Annotated in this window: 17 protein-coding genes, 1 tRNA gene and 1 pseudogene; 2 read left to right on the forward strand and 17 right to left on the reverse strand. The window is 64.0% G+C overall.

The window, feature by feature from the left end; all coding sequences use genetic code 11:
* Nucleotides 1–11 precede the first annotated feature (11 nt).
* Both KW403_RS10000 and KW403_RS10005 read right to left on the reverse strand, forming a co-directional pair.
* Nucleotides 12–1,004: a BMP family lipoprotein gene (locus tag KW403_RS10000; RefSeq protein ID WP_223019353.1), complete on the reverse strand. Its 993-nt coding sequence runs from the start codon at nt 1,002–1,004 to the stop codon at nt 12–14.
* 277 nt (nt 1,005–1,281) lie between these two features.
* Nucleotides 1,282–1,593, reverse strand: a complete 312-nt coding sequence (locus KW403_RS10005) for a hypothetical protein (RefSeq protein ID WP_223019354.1) — start codon at nt 1,591–1,593, stop codon at nt 1,282–1,284.
* A gap of 229 nt (nt 1,594–1,822) precedes the next feature.
* Here KW403_RS10005 and KW403_RS10010 point away from each other — a divergent pair.
* A tRNA-Ser gene (locus KW403_RS10010) sits at nt 1,823–1,912 on the forward strand.
* 576 nt (nt 1,913–2,488) lie between these two features.
* On the opposite strand, the pseudogene KW403_RS10015 reads toward KW403_RS10010, so the two are convergent.
* From KW403_RS10015 to KW403_RS10030, 4 genes and pseudogenes are all read right to left on the reverse strand, one after another.
* A pseudogene (locus KW403_RS10015) lies at nt 2,489–3,529 on the reverse strand (recombinase family protein); the annotation flags it as partial.
* Nucleotides 3,526–3,915 (reverse strand): HVO_A0114 family putative DNA-binding protein, encoded by a 390-nt coding sequence (locus KW403_RS10020; protein WP_223019355.1) that lies wholly within the window; start codon nt 3,913–3,915, stop codon nt 3,526–3,528. The pseudogene KW403_RS10015 and the gene KW403_RS10020, both read right to left, overlap by 4 nt.
* The gene (locus KW403_RS10025) at nt 3,912–4,265 is read right to left on the reverse strand and encodes a toxin-antitoxin system TumE family protein (protein WP_223019356.1); all 354 of its coding nucleotides are present in this window, start codon (nt 4,263–4,265) and stop codon (nt 3,912–3,914) included. Before KW403_RS10025 ends, KW403_RS10020 begins: the two co-directional genes overlap by 4 nt.
* Nucleotides 4,262–4,585, reverse strand: coding sequence for a hypothetical protein (locus KW403_RS10030; protein ID WP_223019357.1), 324 nt, complete (start codon nt 4,583–4,585; stop codon nt 4,262–4,264). The genes KW403_RS10025 and KW403_RS10030 overlap by 4 nt, the downstream gene beginning before the upstream one ends.
* A gap of 210 nt (nt 4,586–4,795) precedes the next feature.
* On the opposite strand from KW403_RS10030, the gene KW403_RS10035 reads away from it, so the two are divergent.
* Complete coding sequence (locus KW403_RS10035; RefSeq protein WP_223019358.1) at nt 4,796–6,229, forward strand: hypothetical protein; 1,434 nt, start codon at nt 4,796–4,798, stop codon at nt 6,227–6,229.
* A gap of 24 nt (nt 6,230–6,253) precedes the next feature.
* Here KW403_RS10035 and KW403_RS10040 read toward each other — a convergent pair whose 3' ends face one another.
* The 11 genes from KW403_RS10040 to trbB are packed head-to-tail and all read right to left on the reverse strand — an operon-like array spanning nt 6,254 to nt 15,854.
* Nucleotides 6,254–6,475, reverse strand: a complete 222-nt coding sequence (locus KW403_RS10040) for a DUF2274 domain-containing protein (protein WP_223019359.1) — start codon at nt 6,473–6,475, stop codon at nt 6,254–6,256.
* Nucleotides 6,476–6,477: 2 nt separating this feature from the next.
* The gene (locus tag KW403_RS10045; protein ID WP_223019360.1) at nt 6,478–7,605 is read right to left on the reverse strand and encodes a TraB/TrbI/VirB10 family type IV secretion system protein; all 1,128 of its coding nucleotides are present in this window, start codon (nt 7,603–7,605) and stop codon (nt 6,478–6,480) included.
* Nucleotides 7,602–8,597: a P-type conjugative transfer protein TrbG gene (trbG, locus tag KW403_RS10050; RefSeq protein ID WP_223019361.1), complete on the reverse strand. Its 996-nt coding sequence runs from the start codon at nt 8,595–8,597 to the stop codon at nt 7,602–7,604. Before trbG ends, KW403_RS10045 begins: the two co-directional genes overlap by 4 nt.
* Nucleotides 8,594–9,283 (reverse strand): conjugal transfer protein TrbF, encoded by a 690-nt coding sequence (gene trbF, locus KW403_RS10055; protein ID WP_223019362.1) that lies wholly within the window; start codon nt 9,281–9,283, stop codon nt 8,594–8,596. Before trbF ends, trbG begins: the two co-directional genes overlap by 4 nt.
* Nucleotides 9,280–10,665: a P-type conjugative transfer protein TrbL gene (gene trbL, locus KW403_RS10060; RefSeq protein WP_223019363.1), complete on the reverse strand. Its 1,386-nt coding sequence runs from the start codon at nt 10,663–10,665 to the stop codon at nt 9,280–9,282. Before trbL ends, trbF begins: the two co-directional genes overlap by 4 nt.
* A 2-nt stretch (nt 10,666–10,667) precedes the next feature.
* The gene (gene trbK-alt, locus KW403_RS10065; protein WP_066809360.1) at nt 10,668–10,934 is read right to left on the reverse strand and encodes a putative entry exclusion protein TrbK-alt; all 267 of its coding nucleotides are present in this window, start codon (nt 10,932–10,934) and stop codon (nt 10,668–10,670) included.
* Nucleotides 10,935–10,948: 14 nt separating this feature from the next.
* A complete protein-coding gene (gene trbJ / locus KW403_RS10070) occupies nt 10,949–11,743 on the reverse strand; it encodes a P-type conjugative transfer protein TrbJ (RefSeq protein WP_425518203.1) in 795 nt (264 codons plus the stop codon).
* The gene (gene trbE / locus KW403_RS10075) at nt 11,740–14,250 is read right to left on the reverse strand and encodes a conjugal transfer protein TrbE (protein WP_223019364.1); all 2,511 of its coding nucleotides are present in this window, start codon (nt 14,248–14,250) and stop codon (nt 11,740–11,742) included. The genes trbJ and trbE overlap by 4 nt, the downstream gene beginning before the upstream one ends.
* Nucleotides 14,251–14,260: 10 nt before the next feature.
* The gene (locus KW403_RS10080) at nt 14,261–14,542 is read right to left on the reverse strand and encodes a VirB3 family type IV secretion system protein (RefSeq protein WP_223019365.1); all 282 of its coding nucleotides are present in this window, start codon (nt 14,540–14,542) and stop codon (nt 14,261–14,263) included.
* Nucleotides 14,542–14,874 carry a TrbC/VirB2 family type IV secretion system protein gene (locus tag KW403_RS10085; RefSeq protein WP_223019366.1) on the reverse strand — a complete coding sequence of 111 codons (333 nt, stop codon included), beginning with the start codon at nt 14,872–14,874 and terminating at the stop codon, nt 14,542–14,544. Before KW403_RS10085 ends, KW403_RS10080 begins: the two co-directional genes overlap by 1 nt.
* Nucleotides 14,871–15,854 carry a P-type conjugative transfer ATPase TrbB gene (gene trbB, locus KW403_RS10090; RefSeq protein ID WP_223019367.1) on the reverse strand — a complete coding sequence of 328 codons (984 nt, stop codon included), beginning with the start codon at nt 15,852–15,854 and terminating at the stop codon, nt 14,871–14,873. The genes KW403_RS10085 and trbB overlap by 4 nt, the downstream gene beginning before the upstream one ends.
* Nucleotides 15,855–15,898: the final 44 nt, after the last annotated feature.

Consider the following 15,898-nt stretch of genomic DNA (forward strand, 5'->3'; position numbering starts at 1 on the left):
GCGGCGGACCCTCAGTAGGGGCAGGCGTTATCGCTCAGGAAGTTGTGCACTTCGATCTCGCCATCGATGATCTTCTGCTTGGCTTCTTCAACCGCAGCCTTCATCTCGTCCGTGATGAGGTCCTTGTTGTTGTCGTCCACCGCATAGCCAACGCCGTCCTCTGCCAGACCGAGGTCCTGGAGGCCGTAGCTGAACTCGCCATTCTTGGCATCCATGAAGGCGTCGTAGACAGCGACGTCCACCTGCTTGACCATGGAGGTCAGGACATGGCCGGGATGCAGGCCGTTCTGGTTGGAATCGACGCCAATGCCGAGCTTGCCGGCATCAGCTGCCGCCTGGAGCACACCAACACCGGTGCCGCCCGCGGCGTGATAGATCACGTCCGCGCCCTGATCGATCTGCGTGCGGGTAATCTCTCCGCCCTTGGTCGGGTCGTTCCAAGCAGAAGGCGTGTCGCCCGTGTAGTTGCGGATCACCTTGGCATCGGAGCGGGCAGCCTTGGCGCCACCCACATAGCCGCATTCGAACTTGCCGATCAGCGGCACCTGCATGCCGCCGACAAAACCGACCGTGCCGGTCTCAGAGGCGAGTGCTGCCAGCATGCCGACGAGATAGGACCCTTCCTGCTCCTTGAAGGTAACGGAGCGTACATTGGGGGCGTCGACCGCATCATCGATAATGGTGAAATTGGTTTCTGGATATTCCGGCGCAACCTTTTTCAGGTAATCCACCCAGGTGAAGCCGGCCATGACGATGGGGTTGCGGCCGTTCTCTGCAAAGCGGCGCAGGGCCTGTTCGCGCTGGGCGTCGTTGGAGATTTCAAACTCGACATACTCGATGCCGGTCTCTTCCTTGAACCGCTCGGCGCCATTATAGGCTGCTTCGTTGAAGGATTTGTCGAACTTGCCACCCAGATCGTAGATGAGAGCCGGAGTGATGTCTTCCGCGAACGCGCTTGCGGATAGTGCGGTGGCGGCCAGAAGGCCGAGAACAATACGCTTCATGTGATCCACACCCTGTCGGTTGTCTTGCGTTTATGTCTGCGCCGCATGAACGGGCAGCCTCGATTGGCGAAACCGCTCAAGCGCTCTTGCGAGCGTCCCGCAACGGGCCGTGGACCATCGGGGACGGCATGGAGAAAGTCTTCCGCTCTCCCCTTGTGGCCACTCTTGCATGGCTGAAATGAAAATTCACGTGGAATTTTGACCGTTCGGAAAAACCAATTGAGGTGGCCTTGCAGGCTGTTTTGTAACCGAAGCAGTGTCCGGCTCTTTGCAGCTTTCAGACGAAAACAGCTCGTCGACGCCGGTATCCGGCGATGTAGAAAAGCAAGGAAAGAGCGAAGAAGACCAGCCAGCCCGGCAGGGTCAGGATATGGATGATCACGGGGTCCCAGATGAAGGGAAATGTGTAGCGCTGGATGGCGGCCTGCGCGAGATTGAGTGTATCGGGTGACACTGCATACCAGCTTTCGCCCAGAGGTGTGAATGTCATGACGGACGCCGCGATGGAGCGTGTCGCGTCGATCACGGCCATGACGACAGCGATTGCAAGAGCAACAACAGCCAGTATCCGGAAGAACAGACGAAACATTCAGGCCTCACCTCTGTGCCGCTGCCGGCGTGGGACGCCAATCCACAAACGACCCGTGCGAGACATAGGCCGGGCGGCCGGACTTGGCAATGACCCTACGGAAAGTTGAGTGTATGGGAGGGCTGGGTGCAGGAAAGTGCAGCAAATTGCAAAACTGTCACAGACTGGACTTGGCATTCTCGATCAGATCGACTAGATGACCCTCGCGCAGCCGATAAAGCTGCGCCGTGGAGAGGTGGCCGAGTGGTTGAAGGCGCACGCCTGGAACGCGTGTATACGGGAAACCGTATCGAGGGTTCGAATCCCTCTCTCTCCGCCACCTTGGTATAAAACCGGGAACGCCGATTCCCGCCGATTTCCCTCCCTTTGCGGCGATCAGCGCCTTCAACAGCGTGTTTTTGCTGCCGTTGATATAGATCGCGTCGTCCGCGACCTCGACATGCTGGGCGAAAGCCCGGACGTGATCCCGCCGATAGCCGCCCTTTTCAAGCCGAAGCCCGGTGCGTGCCTCGCTCGCCAGTTCCCGCACGGCCGCCCCTGTGAGGCCCTTATGGGCCGAGTTTTTCAGCATGGCTTCGGTCCTTACGGCGTCGGCCCGTGCCTGATCCCGTATCGCCGTAAGGCCCGCGATGCGTTCGCCGAGGGCGGATTCGGCCGGGTCGAGCGAACCCGCCTCGATAGCGTCATAGAGCCGCTTGAGGCGCATGTCGGCCTCGGCCGCGCGCTGGTTCAATTCGGCGATGTGCTGGCCGCGCCGCTCGACGCTCTCCTGCCGGCGATCCAAAAGCGAGGCAAGCACGTCTTCGATCCGCTCGGGGTCCAGCAGCCTTTCCTCGATGTGGCTGACCACGATGCGGTCCAGCTTGTCCATCGGGATCGCGCGGCCCTTGCAGCCGGTTTCGCCCTGCCGTGCCCGGATCGAACAGGCATAATAGCGATAGCGGCCGTTCTTGCCGGTGCGGAGCGTCATGGCCCCGCCGCAATTGCCGCAATAGCAAATGCCGGTCAGCAGGTTCGGGCCGCTGACGACGCGCGGCGGCGTCACCTTCGGATTGTTGACCTGCAACCGCTTCTGCACCGCCTCGAATATCTCAAGGTCGATCAGCGGCGGCACCGCGACGGTGACGACTTCTTCCTCGGGCTTCACCTCGCCTTTCTTGGAACGGCGATTGAACCGATGTTCGCCGATATAGGTGCGGCGGGTCAGGACGCGGTGAAGCTGGCCGATGCCCCAACGCCTGCCGCTGCGGGTGAACATGCGGTGCTTGTTCAGATAGTTGACGATGTTCTTGACGCCCATGGGGCCGGACGTGCCGTCGCCTTCCGATGCAAGACGGAAGATGAGCCGCACGGTGTCGGCGTGCAGCGGGTCGATTTCCAGCTTCTTCTTCATCTTCGTGCCGCGCTGCTCGGCATCGACGACGCGGTAGCCGATGGGCGGCAGCGAACCGTTCCAGAAGCCTTGCCGCGCGTTCTCCTTCAAGGCGCGCAGGACGTGCTTGGCATTCTCCTTCGACTGGTATTCGTCGAACAGCGACATGATCCGCCGCATCATCTGGTGGATCGGATCGTCACCAAGTTCCTGCGTCATGGAAACGAGCTTGACGCCGTTCTTTGCTAGCTTCCGGTAGTAGTATTCCATTTCAAATTCGTCGCGGAAGAAGCGCGAGAAGCTATGCACCACCACCACGTCGAACGCTGGCGGCTTCGACGTGCCGGCTTCGATCATGCGCTGGAACTCGGGGCGGCGGTCGTTGGTCGCCGATGCGCCCGGCTCGACGAAGGTTTCCACAAGCTGATAGCCGCGAGACTTGCAATAGGCTTCGCCCTGCCGCTTCTGGTCGGGGATCGACACGTCATGCTCGGCCTGCCGCGCCGTCGAGACGCGCAGATAGAGCGCGGCGCGCAAGGCGACGTGCGGGGAATGAATGTTCATAGTGCGCCTCCTTTCGCCGCGCGGCGTTTGAGCAAGGGCAAGTCCAGCTCGACACGATCATGCAGCACCTTGGGCACGACTTTCTGGCCCTCGCCGGGGTCCATGCGGATCAGGCCGTAGCTCGCCATCTTCTTAAGGGTTCGGGACAGGCTGGGCTTCGCCCGCCCCGTGATCCGCGACAGTTCCTCCAGCGATCCGGGCGACTGCTCGTCGATGACGCGCAGCAGCTCGCGATTCCCGCTGGAAAGGAGTTGCGCGAACGATTCCATGGATGTGAACCACACCTTCGGATCGTCCGTCGCCGGCTTTTCCTCGCCCTTGGCTATCCGCATGGTGCGGGCCTTCATCTCGTCGTAGCCGGCAATCCCGACTTTCAATGTGGTCATAGGACACCTCGCTCCTTCAACACCGCGTCCACCGCCTGCCAGAAGTCGGCCAAGAGCGTGGCCGCGTCCTCGTAGGCATAGGGCTTCACGGTCTGGAGGCGGTGCCGATGGTCCATCGGCCCGCCGCGTCTGCCCCGGCCGACCGGATGGGCGTTATCGAAGCCGACCAGCCGTTCGCCCGAAGGCCCGTGAAGCGTGAGCGAATAATCGAGGCCGTGCGGCTTCTCCGGCGATGCCGGAACGCGGGTGACGACGAACTTCACCCAATGGCCGCCCTCGGGATCGACGACAAGTACTTGACCGTCGAGGTCCAGAAGCGTGTCGAGGCTCTGGTCACGATCCTCGCTCATGACTTACTGTTATCATCTGATGTTAACGATGGCAAGCCCTGATTGTCGGGATCAGTGTCAATGGGGCCAAACAGGCGGTCGAGCACATGGCCGAAATACCGCTCGAAGATTTGCAGTTCTTCCTCGGTGATCGGCACCTTCTCGGGCCAGTCGTCGAAGACCGGCAACGACTCCACATCGACGATGCGAAGTGGCGACCTGCGGCGTTCCCGGCCGTCTGGCGTGGGTTCATCGGCGTAGCCGAAAAGATCGTCGGGAAGTGCTTCGGGGGCCGGGTGTCGCGGTCGCCCTTTGCGGGCGCGGCGGCGCTCTGCGCTCATGAAATCCTCCTTGGTTCGGTGTGGATTCCGGGGCGCTCAAGGCCCCGGAATTAAGCGAACCATGGAGGGCAGTCGGCGGCCTGTAGCGTGCCGCATTTGCGCCTGTGCGCTGGCGGCACCCCTGACGATTGTTGCCTCGCGTTATCTTGTCCTAGCGGATACTGTGGCAGCGAGTCATAGCAACGCAGTCATGTGATTTAGGCCCTGTTGATGAACAGCAACATTACGACCACCACTTCAAATAGCCTTGTCGATCCGCAGGCCCAGCGTCTAGTGGACTTCCTGCGTGATGTGGGGCTGCCCCATGAGAACATCATGGCGGACCCGTCCGAGCGCTCGATCATCGCAAGCAACCTTCCCGGATACCTTCAGTCGCTGCCGGCGGAGGTCAAGCGCGACGCGCGATATCTATCAAAGTTCGTGATCGGGGCTGGTTCCGGCCTGTTCGACTATGCGCTTAATGCGATCTGGAACGAGGTTGTGATCGACCTTCGGAAAAAGGCATCGCTTTATGGCCTCGATATTTTCTTCGACGCCGCTGTTGGTGGCAATAAAACGCGCGAATTCTACAAGACTGAAAATGATCTTCCCGCTCTCAAGGATGCTGTCCTCCTTGATACATGCCGAAAACTGGAGCTTATCTCTGATACGACCTACAAAAAGCTCAAGCATATCCTAGATATGCGGAACGATATCGGCATCTCTCACCCAACCAACTACAACATCAACGCCTTCGAGCTACTGGGTTGGTTGCAGACCTGTGTGCAGGACGTTCTGCACGACCGGCCTACCGAAGCAGCGCTTCAAGTTCAGGCATTTATTGCAAACCTCAAGAGCCATACGGCACCGCTCGACTCAGCGACGAAACAGACCATTGAACGCCGCTTTACTGAACTGCCAAGCCACCTATGCGGAAGTCTGCTTAGGACCGTTTTCGGAATCTATGTCGCGCCGGACACTGACCAAGGAGTGCGAAAGAATATCGCAGTCCTTGCACCCGCGCTCTGGAATACATGTGCGGATGAGCCACGCTACCGGCTTGGGATCGTGCTGGAAGGATACAACACCAATCTCTACAAGGATAAATATGCGCTCGGGGAACAGTTCTTTGCTCTCGTTTCTGGAAACGCATATCGTTCCCCATCCGAGCGCCTCGTTATTGTCGATACGCTAATTACGGAGCTACTGGATAAGCACAACGGTTGGGACAATTTTCATCACGAAGCTCCGGTGGCCGCCAACCTTTGGTCCTATGTCCCGGATCAAAACTCGATCTTTGACAATCTCGCCGAACGCCTTTTCAAGACGGTGCTACTTTGTCGGATCGGCAGGGGCGTATCCTACAACAACGGCGTTTCTCCGGGTGGAAAGCGCTACTATGACGCTATCCTAAACCTCGGCGGCGATAAGTTCGCGCCGCATATTATGGCTGCGTTCACCCACTATGAGATTTCGGGGCAGTTGGGTCGCTCGATATGCCGCACGCAAGCTAAGCAGGCTCTGGAAGCTGCTCGCACCAACGTTATCAACCAACGGCTGATAGAGTGCATGACCTACCTAATTGACCACATCGAAACGAATCCCGGCTGCGCGACCAGCACGGATTTTAAGCGGCTGTCAGCCGATTACATTCGGTGGAATTGATAGGTATACGCCCTTTACTGGTGTTCATTTTGTCAGACGCCGAGCCTTGGCGAACCCGCGATCCGTGGCGATGAACCGCTCCAGCATGGGCACGATGAGCTTGATGGGATCAGTGACGGGCCTGCCGGTTTCACGGGTCAGCACCTCGGCATAGTCGATCAGATCGCGGTTGAGCGTTGCGGGCAGCTCTAACGTGACCTTCACGGGCTTGTCGTCGGGCAGCGGGCCGAGTTTCAGCTTGGTCATGGTCAACCTCCTGCCGGCTCGAACACGAGGTCTCGGGTGACGATGATCCTGACCGGGAAGCCCGGCCGGATGGTCAGCGTGGGTGCGACCTGCAACTGGCGCTGCACGATCTGCTGGCCCGCCTGATTGACGGTATCCTGCGCCCCGTCGCGGATCGCCCGGATCAGCCGGTCCTCGTCGCTGGTGGCAAGTTCGGTTCCGACCGCGAGCAGCGTGGAGAGGCCAGCCGCTTTCATCAGATCCCACCAATGGTAATCGACACCATCCTCAAGGCCGGCATAGCCGCTGGCGTCCGCGCCCGGCAGGCGCTCCAGCACAATGGAACGGCCGCCCGGCAGGATCAGGCGATTCCACACCAGCAACACGCGGCGCTGGCCGAAGGTCACGCCGTCATCGTATTGGCCGATGATGCGGGTGCCCTGCGGGATCAGGAGCAAGCTGCCGGTCGGGCTGTCATAGACGTTCTCCGTCACCTGCGCGGTGATCTGGCCGGGCAAATCGGAACGGATGCCAGTTATCAACGCAGCGGGGATCACGGCCCCGGCCTGAAGGATGTAGGGCGATGCCGGCGGCGTGACGCGATCCGGCACGATGGTCTGTCGACCCACGGGGCCGCTTAAGAAAGCCGTGTGCCGGTCCTGCGTCGCGGGCTGTCCGCCGAGGCCGAGGCCGGCAAAGCCGGGCATGGCCGTCCCTGCTGGCGATCCCGTGCGCGGGCCGGACTGGAAGAATACGTTGCTCAAGCGCGCGGCTTCTTCCTCGGCGCGGCGGCGTTCTTCCTCGGGATCGACGGCGGGTGTCGTCATGACGGGCGGCGCAACCGGCTGGCTCCGGTTCTGCGCGTCGAGGATCGGACGGCCGAGGTCGCCGGGCAATGCCGGCCCCAAGACGGGACCCGTGTAGTCGCGCGGCAGGCCGGACAAGCCGTCCGCCGTGGGGCGGTTCTCGGTCGAATAGAGTTCTTCGCCTCCCGGCCCCGCTTCGCGGGTCTGGAGCGCGTAGATCAGCGCTCCGCCGATGCCGAGAATCGCGACGGTTCCGACGCCTGCCAGCATCTTGCGGGACAGGCGGGTGACGCGGGGCGGTTCGGCGCGCAGGCGCATGGGGGCTGCGGTATCGGTATCGCTCATGAGGACGATCCTCCCGTGGTCGTGCTGGCTGGTTCTGCTGCTGCCTGCGTCGGGTTGGTGCGGACGATCCTGACGACCTGCTGGCGATTGCCGCTGCCAAGGCGCAGTTCGGCCGCACCAAACAGGCGGTCCACGATCAGGATGTTCTGGTGTATGCGGGAATTGACGATCTGCGGCTCGCCGTCTGATCCGAGCACGAAGATCGGCGGCATCTCCCCCTGCACGATCCCGGCCGGGAAGACGACATAGACGCGGCGTCCATCATCGAACACGGAAACCGGCCGCCACGGCGAGCTGTCGCCTGTCAGGCCGTAGCGGTAGTTGCGCGTGGCCTCGGCCGGGATGATCGGCGTGGCCGGGACCGTCTGGCGCTGGCCAGCAGGCGGTGCGGGATAGGCCCATGCCACGGCGGGCATGTAGAGGGCTTCACGGGCGCGCAGCTCGATCATGTAGATGCGCCGGTTGGTCGTGATGACGAGGTTGGTGGTGATGTCCGGCCGCGTCGGCTTCACCAGCACATGAACCCGCCGCGTCGCGCCGCTGCCGCTCTCGGTGTCACCGATGATCCAGCGAGCGGTGTCGCCGGCTGCAATCGGCCCCGCGCCGGTCAGGCTCTCGCCGGGCTCCAGCGCAATCGTCGTGATCTGCCCGACTGCGGCATAGACCTGATAGAGCGCGCCTTCCGACCACGGGTAAATCTGGATGGCGTTGTAGTAGCCTTCGCGTCGCGGTTCGACGCGGGCGGCAGCATTGGCGTTTTCGACGCGGCCGGTCGGCGTGCCGGCGACGGTTCCGCCGCGCGCCACGGTCCATGCCGGGGGCACATGCAAAGGCCGGGGCGTCTCGTTGGTGACGGCCGTCTGCACGGTCGGCAGCGGCGGCACGCTGGCGTCATAGCTGAATTGCGGCGTCCGGTTGGTAGCGCAGCCTGCGAGCATGGTCGCCGAAAGCAGCACGGCCGCGATTGCCGGGGTGCGGGTGATCGTCCTCATTGGCTCATCTCCCGCGACCACGAAACTGCATTGACGTAGATTCCCAACGGGTTGGTGCGCAGGCGCTCGGCGTCGCGCGGCGGCTGGATGACGATAGTGAGGATGGCCGTCCATCGTTCCGTGGTGAAAAGCTGGCTGTTCTCGAAATGGCGTTCGGTCCACGCCACGCGGAAGCTGTTGGGGGACGCCCGGATGACGCTCGACACCTCGACGGCGATCTGCTGGCGGCCGACGCGGGTGAACGGATCGTTGGCCCGCGCATAGTCGTTCAATGCCGCCGCGCCGCGATCCGTGGTCCATTCATACGCCCGAAGCCAGTTCTGGCGGACAATGATCGCGTCGGCCGGGATCGCGCGGACCTGCTCGATGAAGCGGCCGAGATGGAACGCGATCTGCGGATCGGTCGGGCGATAGTCGGCAACGGCCGGCGCGACGGTCTGCGCCTGACCGAGATTGTCCACTTGCACCACCCAAGGAACGACGGTGCCGCGTGCGGACTGCCAGACCAGCGCCGAGGCGAAGCCGGCCGAAAGGATCAGCGAGCCGAACGCCATGTAGCGCCAGTTTTTCGCCTGCACGCGGGCCGAGCCGATGCGCTCGTCCCAAGCCTGCGCGGCCTTTTGATAGGGCGTCTCGGGTTCTGGCGATTTGCCGTAATGGGTTGCTGGTCGTTTGAAGATGCTCATGAGCGGTCACTTTCGGAAAGGTTGACGGAGGAACCGGAGCCGTGGCTGTCGCCGGAGCGGACGGCATGGGCGGTCATGGTGGTGCCGTGGTTGAGGGCCTGCCGGCGCTGCATCCGCTGCGCCCATGCCGGAGGGCTGCCCGCCGGGCCGGATGGAGCGGCTGCGGGATCGGCACTCGCACCGCCGACCGTGCCCATGGTCGAGCTGCCGCCAGTCGCGCCGAAGCCGGCCTTTGCGCCAGCGGAGAAGCTGGACTTGACGCTTTCGCCTGCTTGCGATGCTGCGCTGGAGGCCGCGCGCTTGAGCGGCGAGACGGCGGCCGAGCCTGCCGCTCGGGCGACACCGCCGAGGCCGGAGGCAACGCCCGCCGCCCCGGTCTGGCCGAGCGAGCCGAGGCTATAGGCAGCGGTCGCCGCGCCCGCGGCCGTTGCGCCTCCGCGAACGGCCGCGGCTCCACCGGACAGGGCAGCAGCGCCACCCTTCGCGGCAAGCATGGCCCCGCCACCGGCCGCCGCGCCGCCCGCAAGCACCATGCCGCCGGCAGCGAGGCCGGTGCCCACGGCTGCGCCCGCCCCGAGCTGGGGGCCGCCCGAGACGATGCCGTTGGCGATGCCGGGGCCGAAGATGCCGAGGCCGAGCAGCGACAGCGCGGCGAGCACAATCGCCATGGCGTCGTCGATGGTCGGGGTCGCCCCGCCGAAACCGGCCGTGAATTGCGAAAACAAGGTGCTGCCGATGCCGATGATGACGGCCAACACCAAGACCTTGATGCCGGACGACACCACGTTGCCGAGCACCTTTTCGGCCATGAAGGCGGTCTTGCCGAACAGGCCGAAGGGGATGAGGACGAAGCCGGCGAGCGTGGTCAGCTTGAACTCGATCAGCGTCACGAAAAGCTGGATGGCGAGGATGAAGAAGGCCAACACGACCAGCGCCCATGCGAACAGCAGGCACGCGATCTGGATGAAGTTCTCGAAAAAGGCGATCCAGCCCATCAGGTCGGAAATGGAGTCGAGCAGCGGGCGGCCGGCGTCGAGGCCGGTCTGCGCGACGCGGCCCGGCCGCATCAGATCGGTGACGGAAAAGCCGGTGCCCGACGCCATGAGGCCGAGGCCGGCGAAGCTCTCGAAGACGATCCGGGCGAGGTTGTTCCAGTTGGAGATGATGTAGGCGAACACGCCCACGAACAGGGTCTTTTTCACCAGCCGCGCGATAATGTCGTCATCCGCGCCCCATGCCCAAAAGAGCGCGGCGAGCGTCACGTCGATGACAATGAGTGTCGTGGCGATGAAGGCGACCTCGCCGCCGAGCAGGCCGAACCCCGAGTCGATGTAGGATGTGAATACGCCGAGGAAATTGTCGATGACGCCCGTGTTGCTCATGGTCAGCGCGCCTCGCTGCGATCACGGCCGAGGAAGCGGTCGCGGGATTCGGCCCATGCGGCGAGGCAGCCGGCATCGCTGGCGGCAGCCTCGCCGAGCTGCTGGCAGCGGCGCAGGGTTTCACGCAACGGGTCGGCCGGGGGCTGGAAGGCCGGCGCAGGGGGTGGCGCGGAAGGTTCATCCTTCCGCGCCATGTCGATTGCGGTCGCCGTGACGGCGATGGCGATGAACACCACGGCCCCGAGCCGGGCCAGCATCTTGCCGTCCATGGCGAGCCTCCCGGTCAGTTGTTGCCGTTGTTGAACATTTGCGCATTGCCGGGCTGGTAACCGCTGCCCGGCGTCAGGAAGCGCTCGCGCTGGATACGTCCCTGTTCGGCTGCCGTCGCGCGCTCGGCCTCGATCAGCGCCTCGGCGCGACCGTTGGCCGACATCACCGCGATCAGATCGGAGAGCTGCTGCGATTGCAGCGCGAGGAGCTGGTTGCCAGCCTGGGTGGCTTGCAGCGCACCGACCGCATTCTGGCTCTGGCCAACGAGCGTGGACATCTCGGCACGGTTGCTGTCGATATTGCCGACGACGCCGGCCTGGATGCGCATGGCGTCCTGCAAGCCGCCAACCGTATTTTCCCACCTGCTGCGCGCATCCGCTATCAACTGCTGGTCGGTCGCGGTCAGGGACAGATTGCCATAGTCCTGCTGGAACATCTGGTCGATGTTCTGGACGTCGAAGGCGATGTTCTGCGCCTGGGCGAGGAGCTGCTGGGTGCGTTGCACATTCTGCTGAAGCTGCTGGAGCGACGAATACGGCAGGCTCGCAAGATTGCGGGCCTGGTTGATCAGCATCTGCGCCTCGTTCTGAAGCTGCGCGATCTGGTTGTTGATCTGCTCAAGCGTCCGGGCGGCGGTCAGCAGGTTCTCGGCGTGGTTGGTCGGGTCGTAGACGATCCGGCCGAAGCCGCCGAAGAAGGCATGGGCGGGTGTCGCAAACACCGGCGACAGTACCAGCGGCGCGACGAGCGCAAGGGCGAGCGCCGGGGCGCTGGTCATGCGAGCGAGACGGGGCATCTTGCGGGTCATGGGGTAATCTCCTCTTCTTCCAGGGTGAACTCGAACGCGTCCTCATCGTCGATGAGGGGTGGCAGATCCTCGCTTTCGGGTGCGAGATTGGTGAGGTCGGGGATCAACTCGGCCGCCCAATCGACACCGCGCGCCTTGAGCCAGGCGGCGAGGAATCCGCTCCGGCTGTGTTCGGCGAAGATCTCGGCGATCAGCGCCTGGTCGGATTTCGATGAGGCGGCACAGAGCGCGAGGCCGACTTCGCTGAGACCCAGCTCGAACAGCCGGTTGCCGCGCCGCGACTGGCAGTAATAGTCCCGCTTGGGCGTGGCCCGTGCCAGGATTTCGATCTGGCGCTCATTCAACCCGAACCGCCTGTAAATCTCGGTGATCTGCGGCTCGATGGCGCGCTCGTTGGGCAACAAGAGCCGTGTCGGGCAGCTCTCGATGATGGCCGGCGCGATGGCGCTGCCGTCGATGTCGGACAGGCTTTGCGTGGCGAAGACGACGCTGGCGTTCTTCTTTCGCAGCGTTTTCAACCATTCGCGGATCTGGCCGGCGAAACCCTCGTCGTCCAGCGCAAGCCAGCCCTCGTCGATGATGAGCAGCGTCGGCCGTCCATCGAGCCGGTCGCCGATCCGATGGAACAGATAGGACAGCACGGCCGGGGCCGCGCCGGTCCCGACCAGCCCCTCGATCTCGAACGCCTGCACATCGGCCGAGCCGAGATGTTCAGCTTCGGCGTCGAGCAGCCGGCCATAGGCGCCGCCGACGCAGAACGGTCGGAGCGCCTGTTTCAGATCGTTGGATTGCAGCAGGACCGCGAGGCCGGTGATCGTCCTTTCCTCGACCGGCGCGGAGGCCAGCGAAGTCAGCGCCGTCCAAAGGTGTTCCTTCACCTCCGGCGTGATGGCGATGCCCTCGCGCATGAGGATGGCGGCAATCCAGTCCGCCGCCCATGCGCGTTCATAGGTGTCGTGGACGCGGGCAAGTGGCTGGAGCGAAACGGCGCTATCTGCCCCTTCTGTCAGCCCGCCGCCAAGGTCGTGCCAGTCGCCGCCCATGGCGAGCGACGCGGCCCGGATACTGCCGCCGAAGTCGAAGGCGAAGACTTGGCTGGCCTCATAGCGGCGGAACTGGAGCGCCATGAGCGCCAGCAGCACGGATTTGCCCGCGCCTGTGGGGCCGACGACAAGGGTGTGGCCTACGTCGCCGACATGGAGACTTAGCCGGAACGGGGTTGAGCCTTCGGTCTTTCCAAAGAGCAAAGGGGGTGCACCGAAATGCTCGTCCCGTTCCGGCCCCGCCCACACCGCCGAAAGCGGGATCATGTGGGCGAGATTCAAAGTGCTGATGGGTGGCTGCCGCACATTCGCGTAGGCATGTCCGGGCAGGCTGCCGAGCCATGCGTCAACCGCGTTGACGGTTTCGGCCATGGCGGTGAAGTCGCGGCCCTGAACGATCTTCTCGACCAGGCGCAGCTTCTCGTCAGCAAGGCGCGGGTCGGCATCCCATACGGTGACGGTCGCCGTGACGTAGGCCATGCCCGCCACGTCCGCTCCGAGTTCCTGCAGGGCCATGTCCGCGTCGAGCGCCTTGTTCGCGGCGTCGGTATCCACAAGCGCGGACGCCTCGTTGGTCATCACCTCTTTCAGAATCGCGGCGATGGACTTGCGCTTAGCAAACCATTGGCGACGGATGCGGGTCAGCAGCCGGGTCGCATCGGTCTTGTCGAGCAGGATCGCGCGGGTGCTCCACCTGTAGGGGAACGGCAGGCGGTTCATCTCGTCGAGCAGGCCCGGCGTCGTCGCGGTCGGGAATCCCACGATGGTCAGGACGCGCAGATGCGCGTCGCCAAGACGCGGCTCCAGCCCGCCGGTCAACGGCTGGTCGGCGAGCAGTGCGTCGAGGTGCATCGGCACCTCGGGCACGCGCACGCGATGCCGGTTGGTCGAGATGGTGGAATGGAGATAGGTCAGCGTCGCGCCGTCATCCAACCAACGGCACTCGGGCATGAAACCGTCGAGCAAGGCCAGAACGCGGTCGCTGCGGTCGATGAAGCCGCGCATCAGTTCCCACGGATCGACGCCGGATTGCTCACGGCCCTCATAGAGCCAGCTTTCCGCCCGTGCGGCTTCCTCGGCGGGCGGCAGCCAGAGGAAAGTCAGGAAGTAGCCCGATACGAAATGCGTGCCGGCTTCCTCGAACCCGGCCTTGCGCTCGGCGTCGAGCAAGGCCGACGCCGGATCGGGAAACATGCTGCCGGGATAGGTCGCGGCCTCGCTGCGCTGCGCCTCGACGAAGATGCTCCAGCCGGAGCCGAGACGGCGCACGGCATTGTTGATGCGGCCGGCGACGGCGACCAGTTCGGCCGCCACGGCGGAATCCAGATCGGGACCGCGAAACTTCGCCGTCCTCTGAAAACTGCCGTCCTTGTTGAGCACAACGCCCGAGCCGACCAATGCGGCCCATGGCAGATAGTCGGCGAGCCGGGCGGCGGTGCGGCGGTATTCGGTGAGGTTCATCATGGCCGCGCCCTCACGCCGCGAGGAAGGCGGGGATGCGTAGATGCCGCCGCCCCACCTCGACGAATTGGGGATCGCGCGTCGCTGCCCACACGGCCGCGAAATGGCCGATGGCCCATATGGCGAGGCCGACCAGCCAGAGGCGCAGGCCGAGGCCCACGGCCCCGGCGAGCGTGCCGTTCATGATGGCGATGGCGCGCGGTGCGCCGCCGAGCAGGATATGCTCGGTCAGCGCCCGGTGGACCGGGATCGTGAATCCCGGCACCGCGTCGAGCTGTTCGAGACCGCCCGCCATCAAACGAGCGCCCCGCCGCCGAACGAGAAGAACGACAGGAAGAAGCTCGACGCCGCGAACGCTATCGACAGGCCGAACACGATCTGGATCAGGCGACGGAAGCCGCCGCTGGTATCGCCGAACGCGAGGGTCAGGCCCGTCACGATGATGATGATGACGGCGATGATCTTGGCGACCGGCCCCTCGATGGACTGGAGGATTTGCTGCAAGGGCTGTTCCCATGGCATCGACGAACCGGATGCATGGGCGGCCGGGGTGAGCATGAAGCTGATGGCAAGGGTGGATGCGGCGGTCGCGGCGAAGCGATAGCCGCGCGAAATCGTGCGGATCATGAAGATTCTCCTATGCTGGTGGGGATTGCGGGGGTGATGCGATAGTCGCCGTCTGGCCCCAGCCCCTCGACGCGGACGAGTTCGGCCAGCCGGCGCGCGGAACCGCGCCCGGAAAGGACGGCAACAAGGTCGATGGTCTCGGCGATCAGGGCGCGCGGGACAGTGACGACAGCCTCTTGAATGAGCTGTTCAAGGCGACGGAGCGCGCCGATGCCGGTGCCGGCATGGATGGTGCCAATGCCGCCGGGGTGCCCTGTGCCCCACGCTTTGAGAAGGTCGAGGGCTTCCGATCCGCGCACCTCGCCGATGGGGATGCGATCCGGGCGCAGGCGCAGCGAGGAACGGACCAGATCGGAAAGCGTCGCTACGCCGTCTTTCGTCCGCATGGCGACAAGGTTGGGCGCGGCGCATTGCAGCTCGCGCGTATCTTCGATGATGACGACGCGATCCTGCGTCTTCGCCAACTCGGCCAGCAGCGCGTTGGTCAGCGTGGTCTTGCCGGTGCTGGTGCCGCCCGCGACTAGGATGTTCGCTCGCGCTGCGACGGCGGTGCGGAGGCTCAAAGCCTGATCGGCCGACATAATGCCGGCGGCCACATAGTCGTCGAGCGTGAACACCGCGACGGCGGGCTTGCGGATGGCGAAGGTCGGGGCGGCGACCACGGGCGGCAGCAGGCCCTCGAACCGTTCGCCAGTCTCGGGCAGCTCGGCCGAGACGCGGGGACTGCGGGCATGAACCTCCGCACCGACATGATGTGCGACCAGCCGAACGATGCGTTCGCCATCGGCGGCGGACAGGCGCTCGCCCGTATCGGAAAGCCCTTCGGACAGCCGGTCCACCCAAAGGCGGCCGTCCGGGTTCAACATCACCTCGACCACAGCCGGGTCTTCGAGCAGTCGCGCGATTGCCGGCCCCAATGCCGTGCGCAACATGCGTGCGCCGCGCGCAATGGCTTCCGGTCTTTGGTGGTTGGTGGTCATGTCAGCCCCGGCTTCTTGCGGGGACGCGACAGGCTATCCCCGGA

Source organism: Nitratireductor kimnyeongensis (genome assembly GCF_019891395.1).
Lineage (GTDB): Bacteria > Pseudomonadota > Alphaproteobacteria > Rhizobiales > Rhizobiaceae > Nitratireductor > Nitratireductor kimnyeongensis.

What these genes read in the sequence shown, in the direction of transcription:
- KW403_RS10000 (WP_223019353.1), bottom strand. Translation starts at nt 1,004, where the DNA reads ATGAAGCGTATTGTTCTCGGCCTTCTGGCCGCCACCGCACTATCCGCA.
- KW403_RS10005 (WP_223019354.1), bottom strand. Translation starts at nt 1,593, where the DNA reads ATGTTTCGTCTGTTCTTCCGGATACTGGCTGTTGTTGCTCTTGCAATC.
- KW403_RS10020 (WP_223019355.1), bottom strand. Translation starts at nt 3,915, where the DNA reads ATGACCACATTGAAAGTCGGGATTGCCGGCTACGACGAGATGAAGGCC.
- KW403_RS10025 (WP_223019356.1), bottom strand. Translation starts at nt 4,265, where the DNA reads ATGAGCGAGGATCGTGACCAGAGCCTCGACACGCTTCTGGACCTCGAC.
- KW403_RS10030 (WP_223019357.1), bottom strand. Translation starts at nt 4,585, where the DNA reads ATGAGCGCAGAGCGCCGCCGCGCCCGCAAAGGGCGACCGCGACACCCG.
- KW403_RS10035 (WP_223019358.1), top strand. Translation starts at nt 4,796, where the DNA reads ATGAACAGCAACATTACGACCACCACTTCAAATAGCCTTGTCGATCCG.
- KW403_RS10040 (WP_223019359.1), bottom strand. Translation starts at nt 6,475, where the DNA reads ATGACCAAGCTGAAACTCGGCCCGCTGCCCGACGACAAGCCCGTGAAG.
- KW403_RS10045 (WP_223019360.1), bottom strand. Translation starts at nt 7,605, where the DNA reads ATGAGCGATACCGATACCGCAGCCCCCATGCGCCTGCGCGCCGAACCG.
- trbG (WP_223019361.1), bottom strand. Translation starts at nt 8,597, where the DNA reads ATGAGGACGATCACCCGCACCCCGGCAATCGCGGCCGTGCTGCTTTCG.
- trbF (WP_223019362.1), bottom strand. Translation starts at nt 9,283, where the DNA reads ATGAGCATCTTCAAACGACCAGCAACCCATTACGGCAAATCGCCAGAA.
- trbL (WP_223019363.1), bottom strand. Translation starts at nt 10,665, where the DNA reads ATGAGCAACACGGGCGTCATCGACAATTTCCTCGGCGTATTCACATCC.
- trbK-alt (WP_066809360.1), bottom strand. Translation starts at nt 10,934, where the DNA reads ATGGACGGCAAGATGCTGGCCCGGCTCGGGGCCGTGGTGTTCATCGCC.
- trbJ (WP_425518203.1), bottom strand. Translation starts at nt 11,743, where the DNA reads ATGACCCGCAAGATGCCCCGTCTCGCTCGCATGACCAGCGCCCCGGCG.
- trbE (WP_223019364.1), bottom strand. Translation starts at nt 14,250, where the DNA reads ATGATGAACCTCACCGAATACCGCCGCACCGCCGCCCGGCTCGCCGAC.
- KW403_RS10080 (WP_223019365.1), bottom strand. Translation starts at nt 14,542, where the DNA reads ATGGCGGGCGGTCTCGAACAGCTCGACGCGGTGCCGGGATTCACGATC.
- KW403_RS10085 (WP_223019366.1), bottom strand. Translation starts at nt 14,874, where the DNA reads ATGATCCGCACGATTTCGCGCGGCTATCGCTTCGCCGCGACCGCCGCA.
- trbB (WP_223019367.1), bottom strand. Translation starts at nt 15,854, where the DNA reads ATGACCACCAACCACCAAAGACCGGAAGCCATTGCGCGCGGCGCACGC.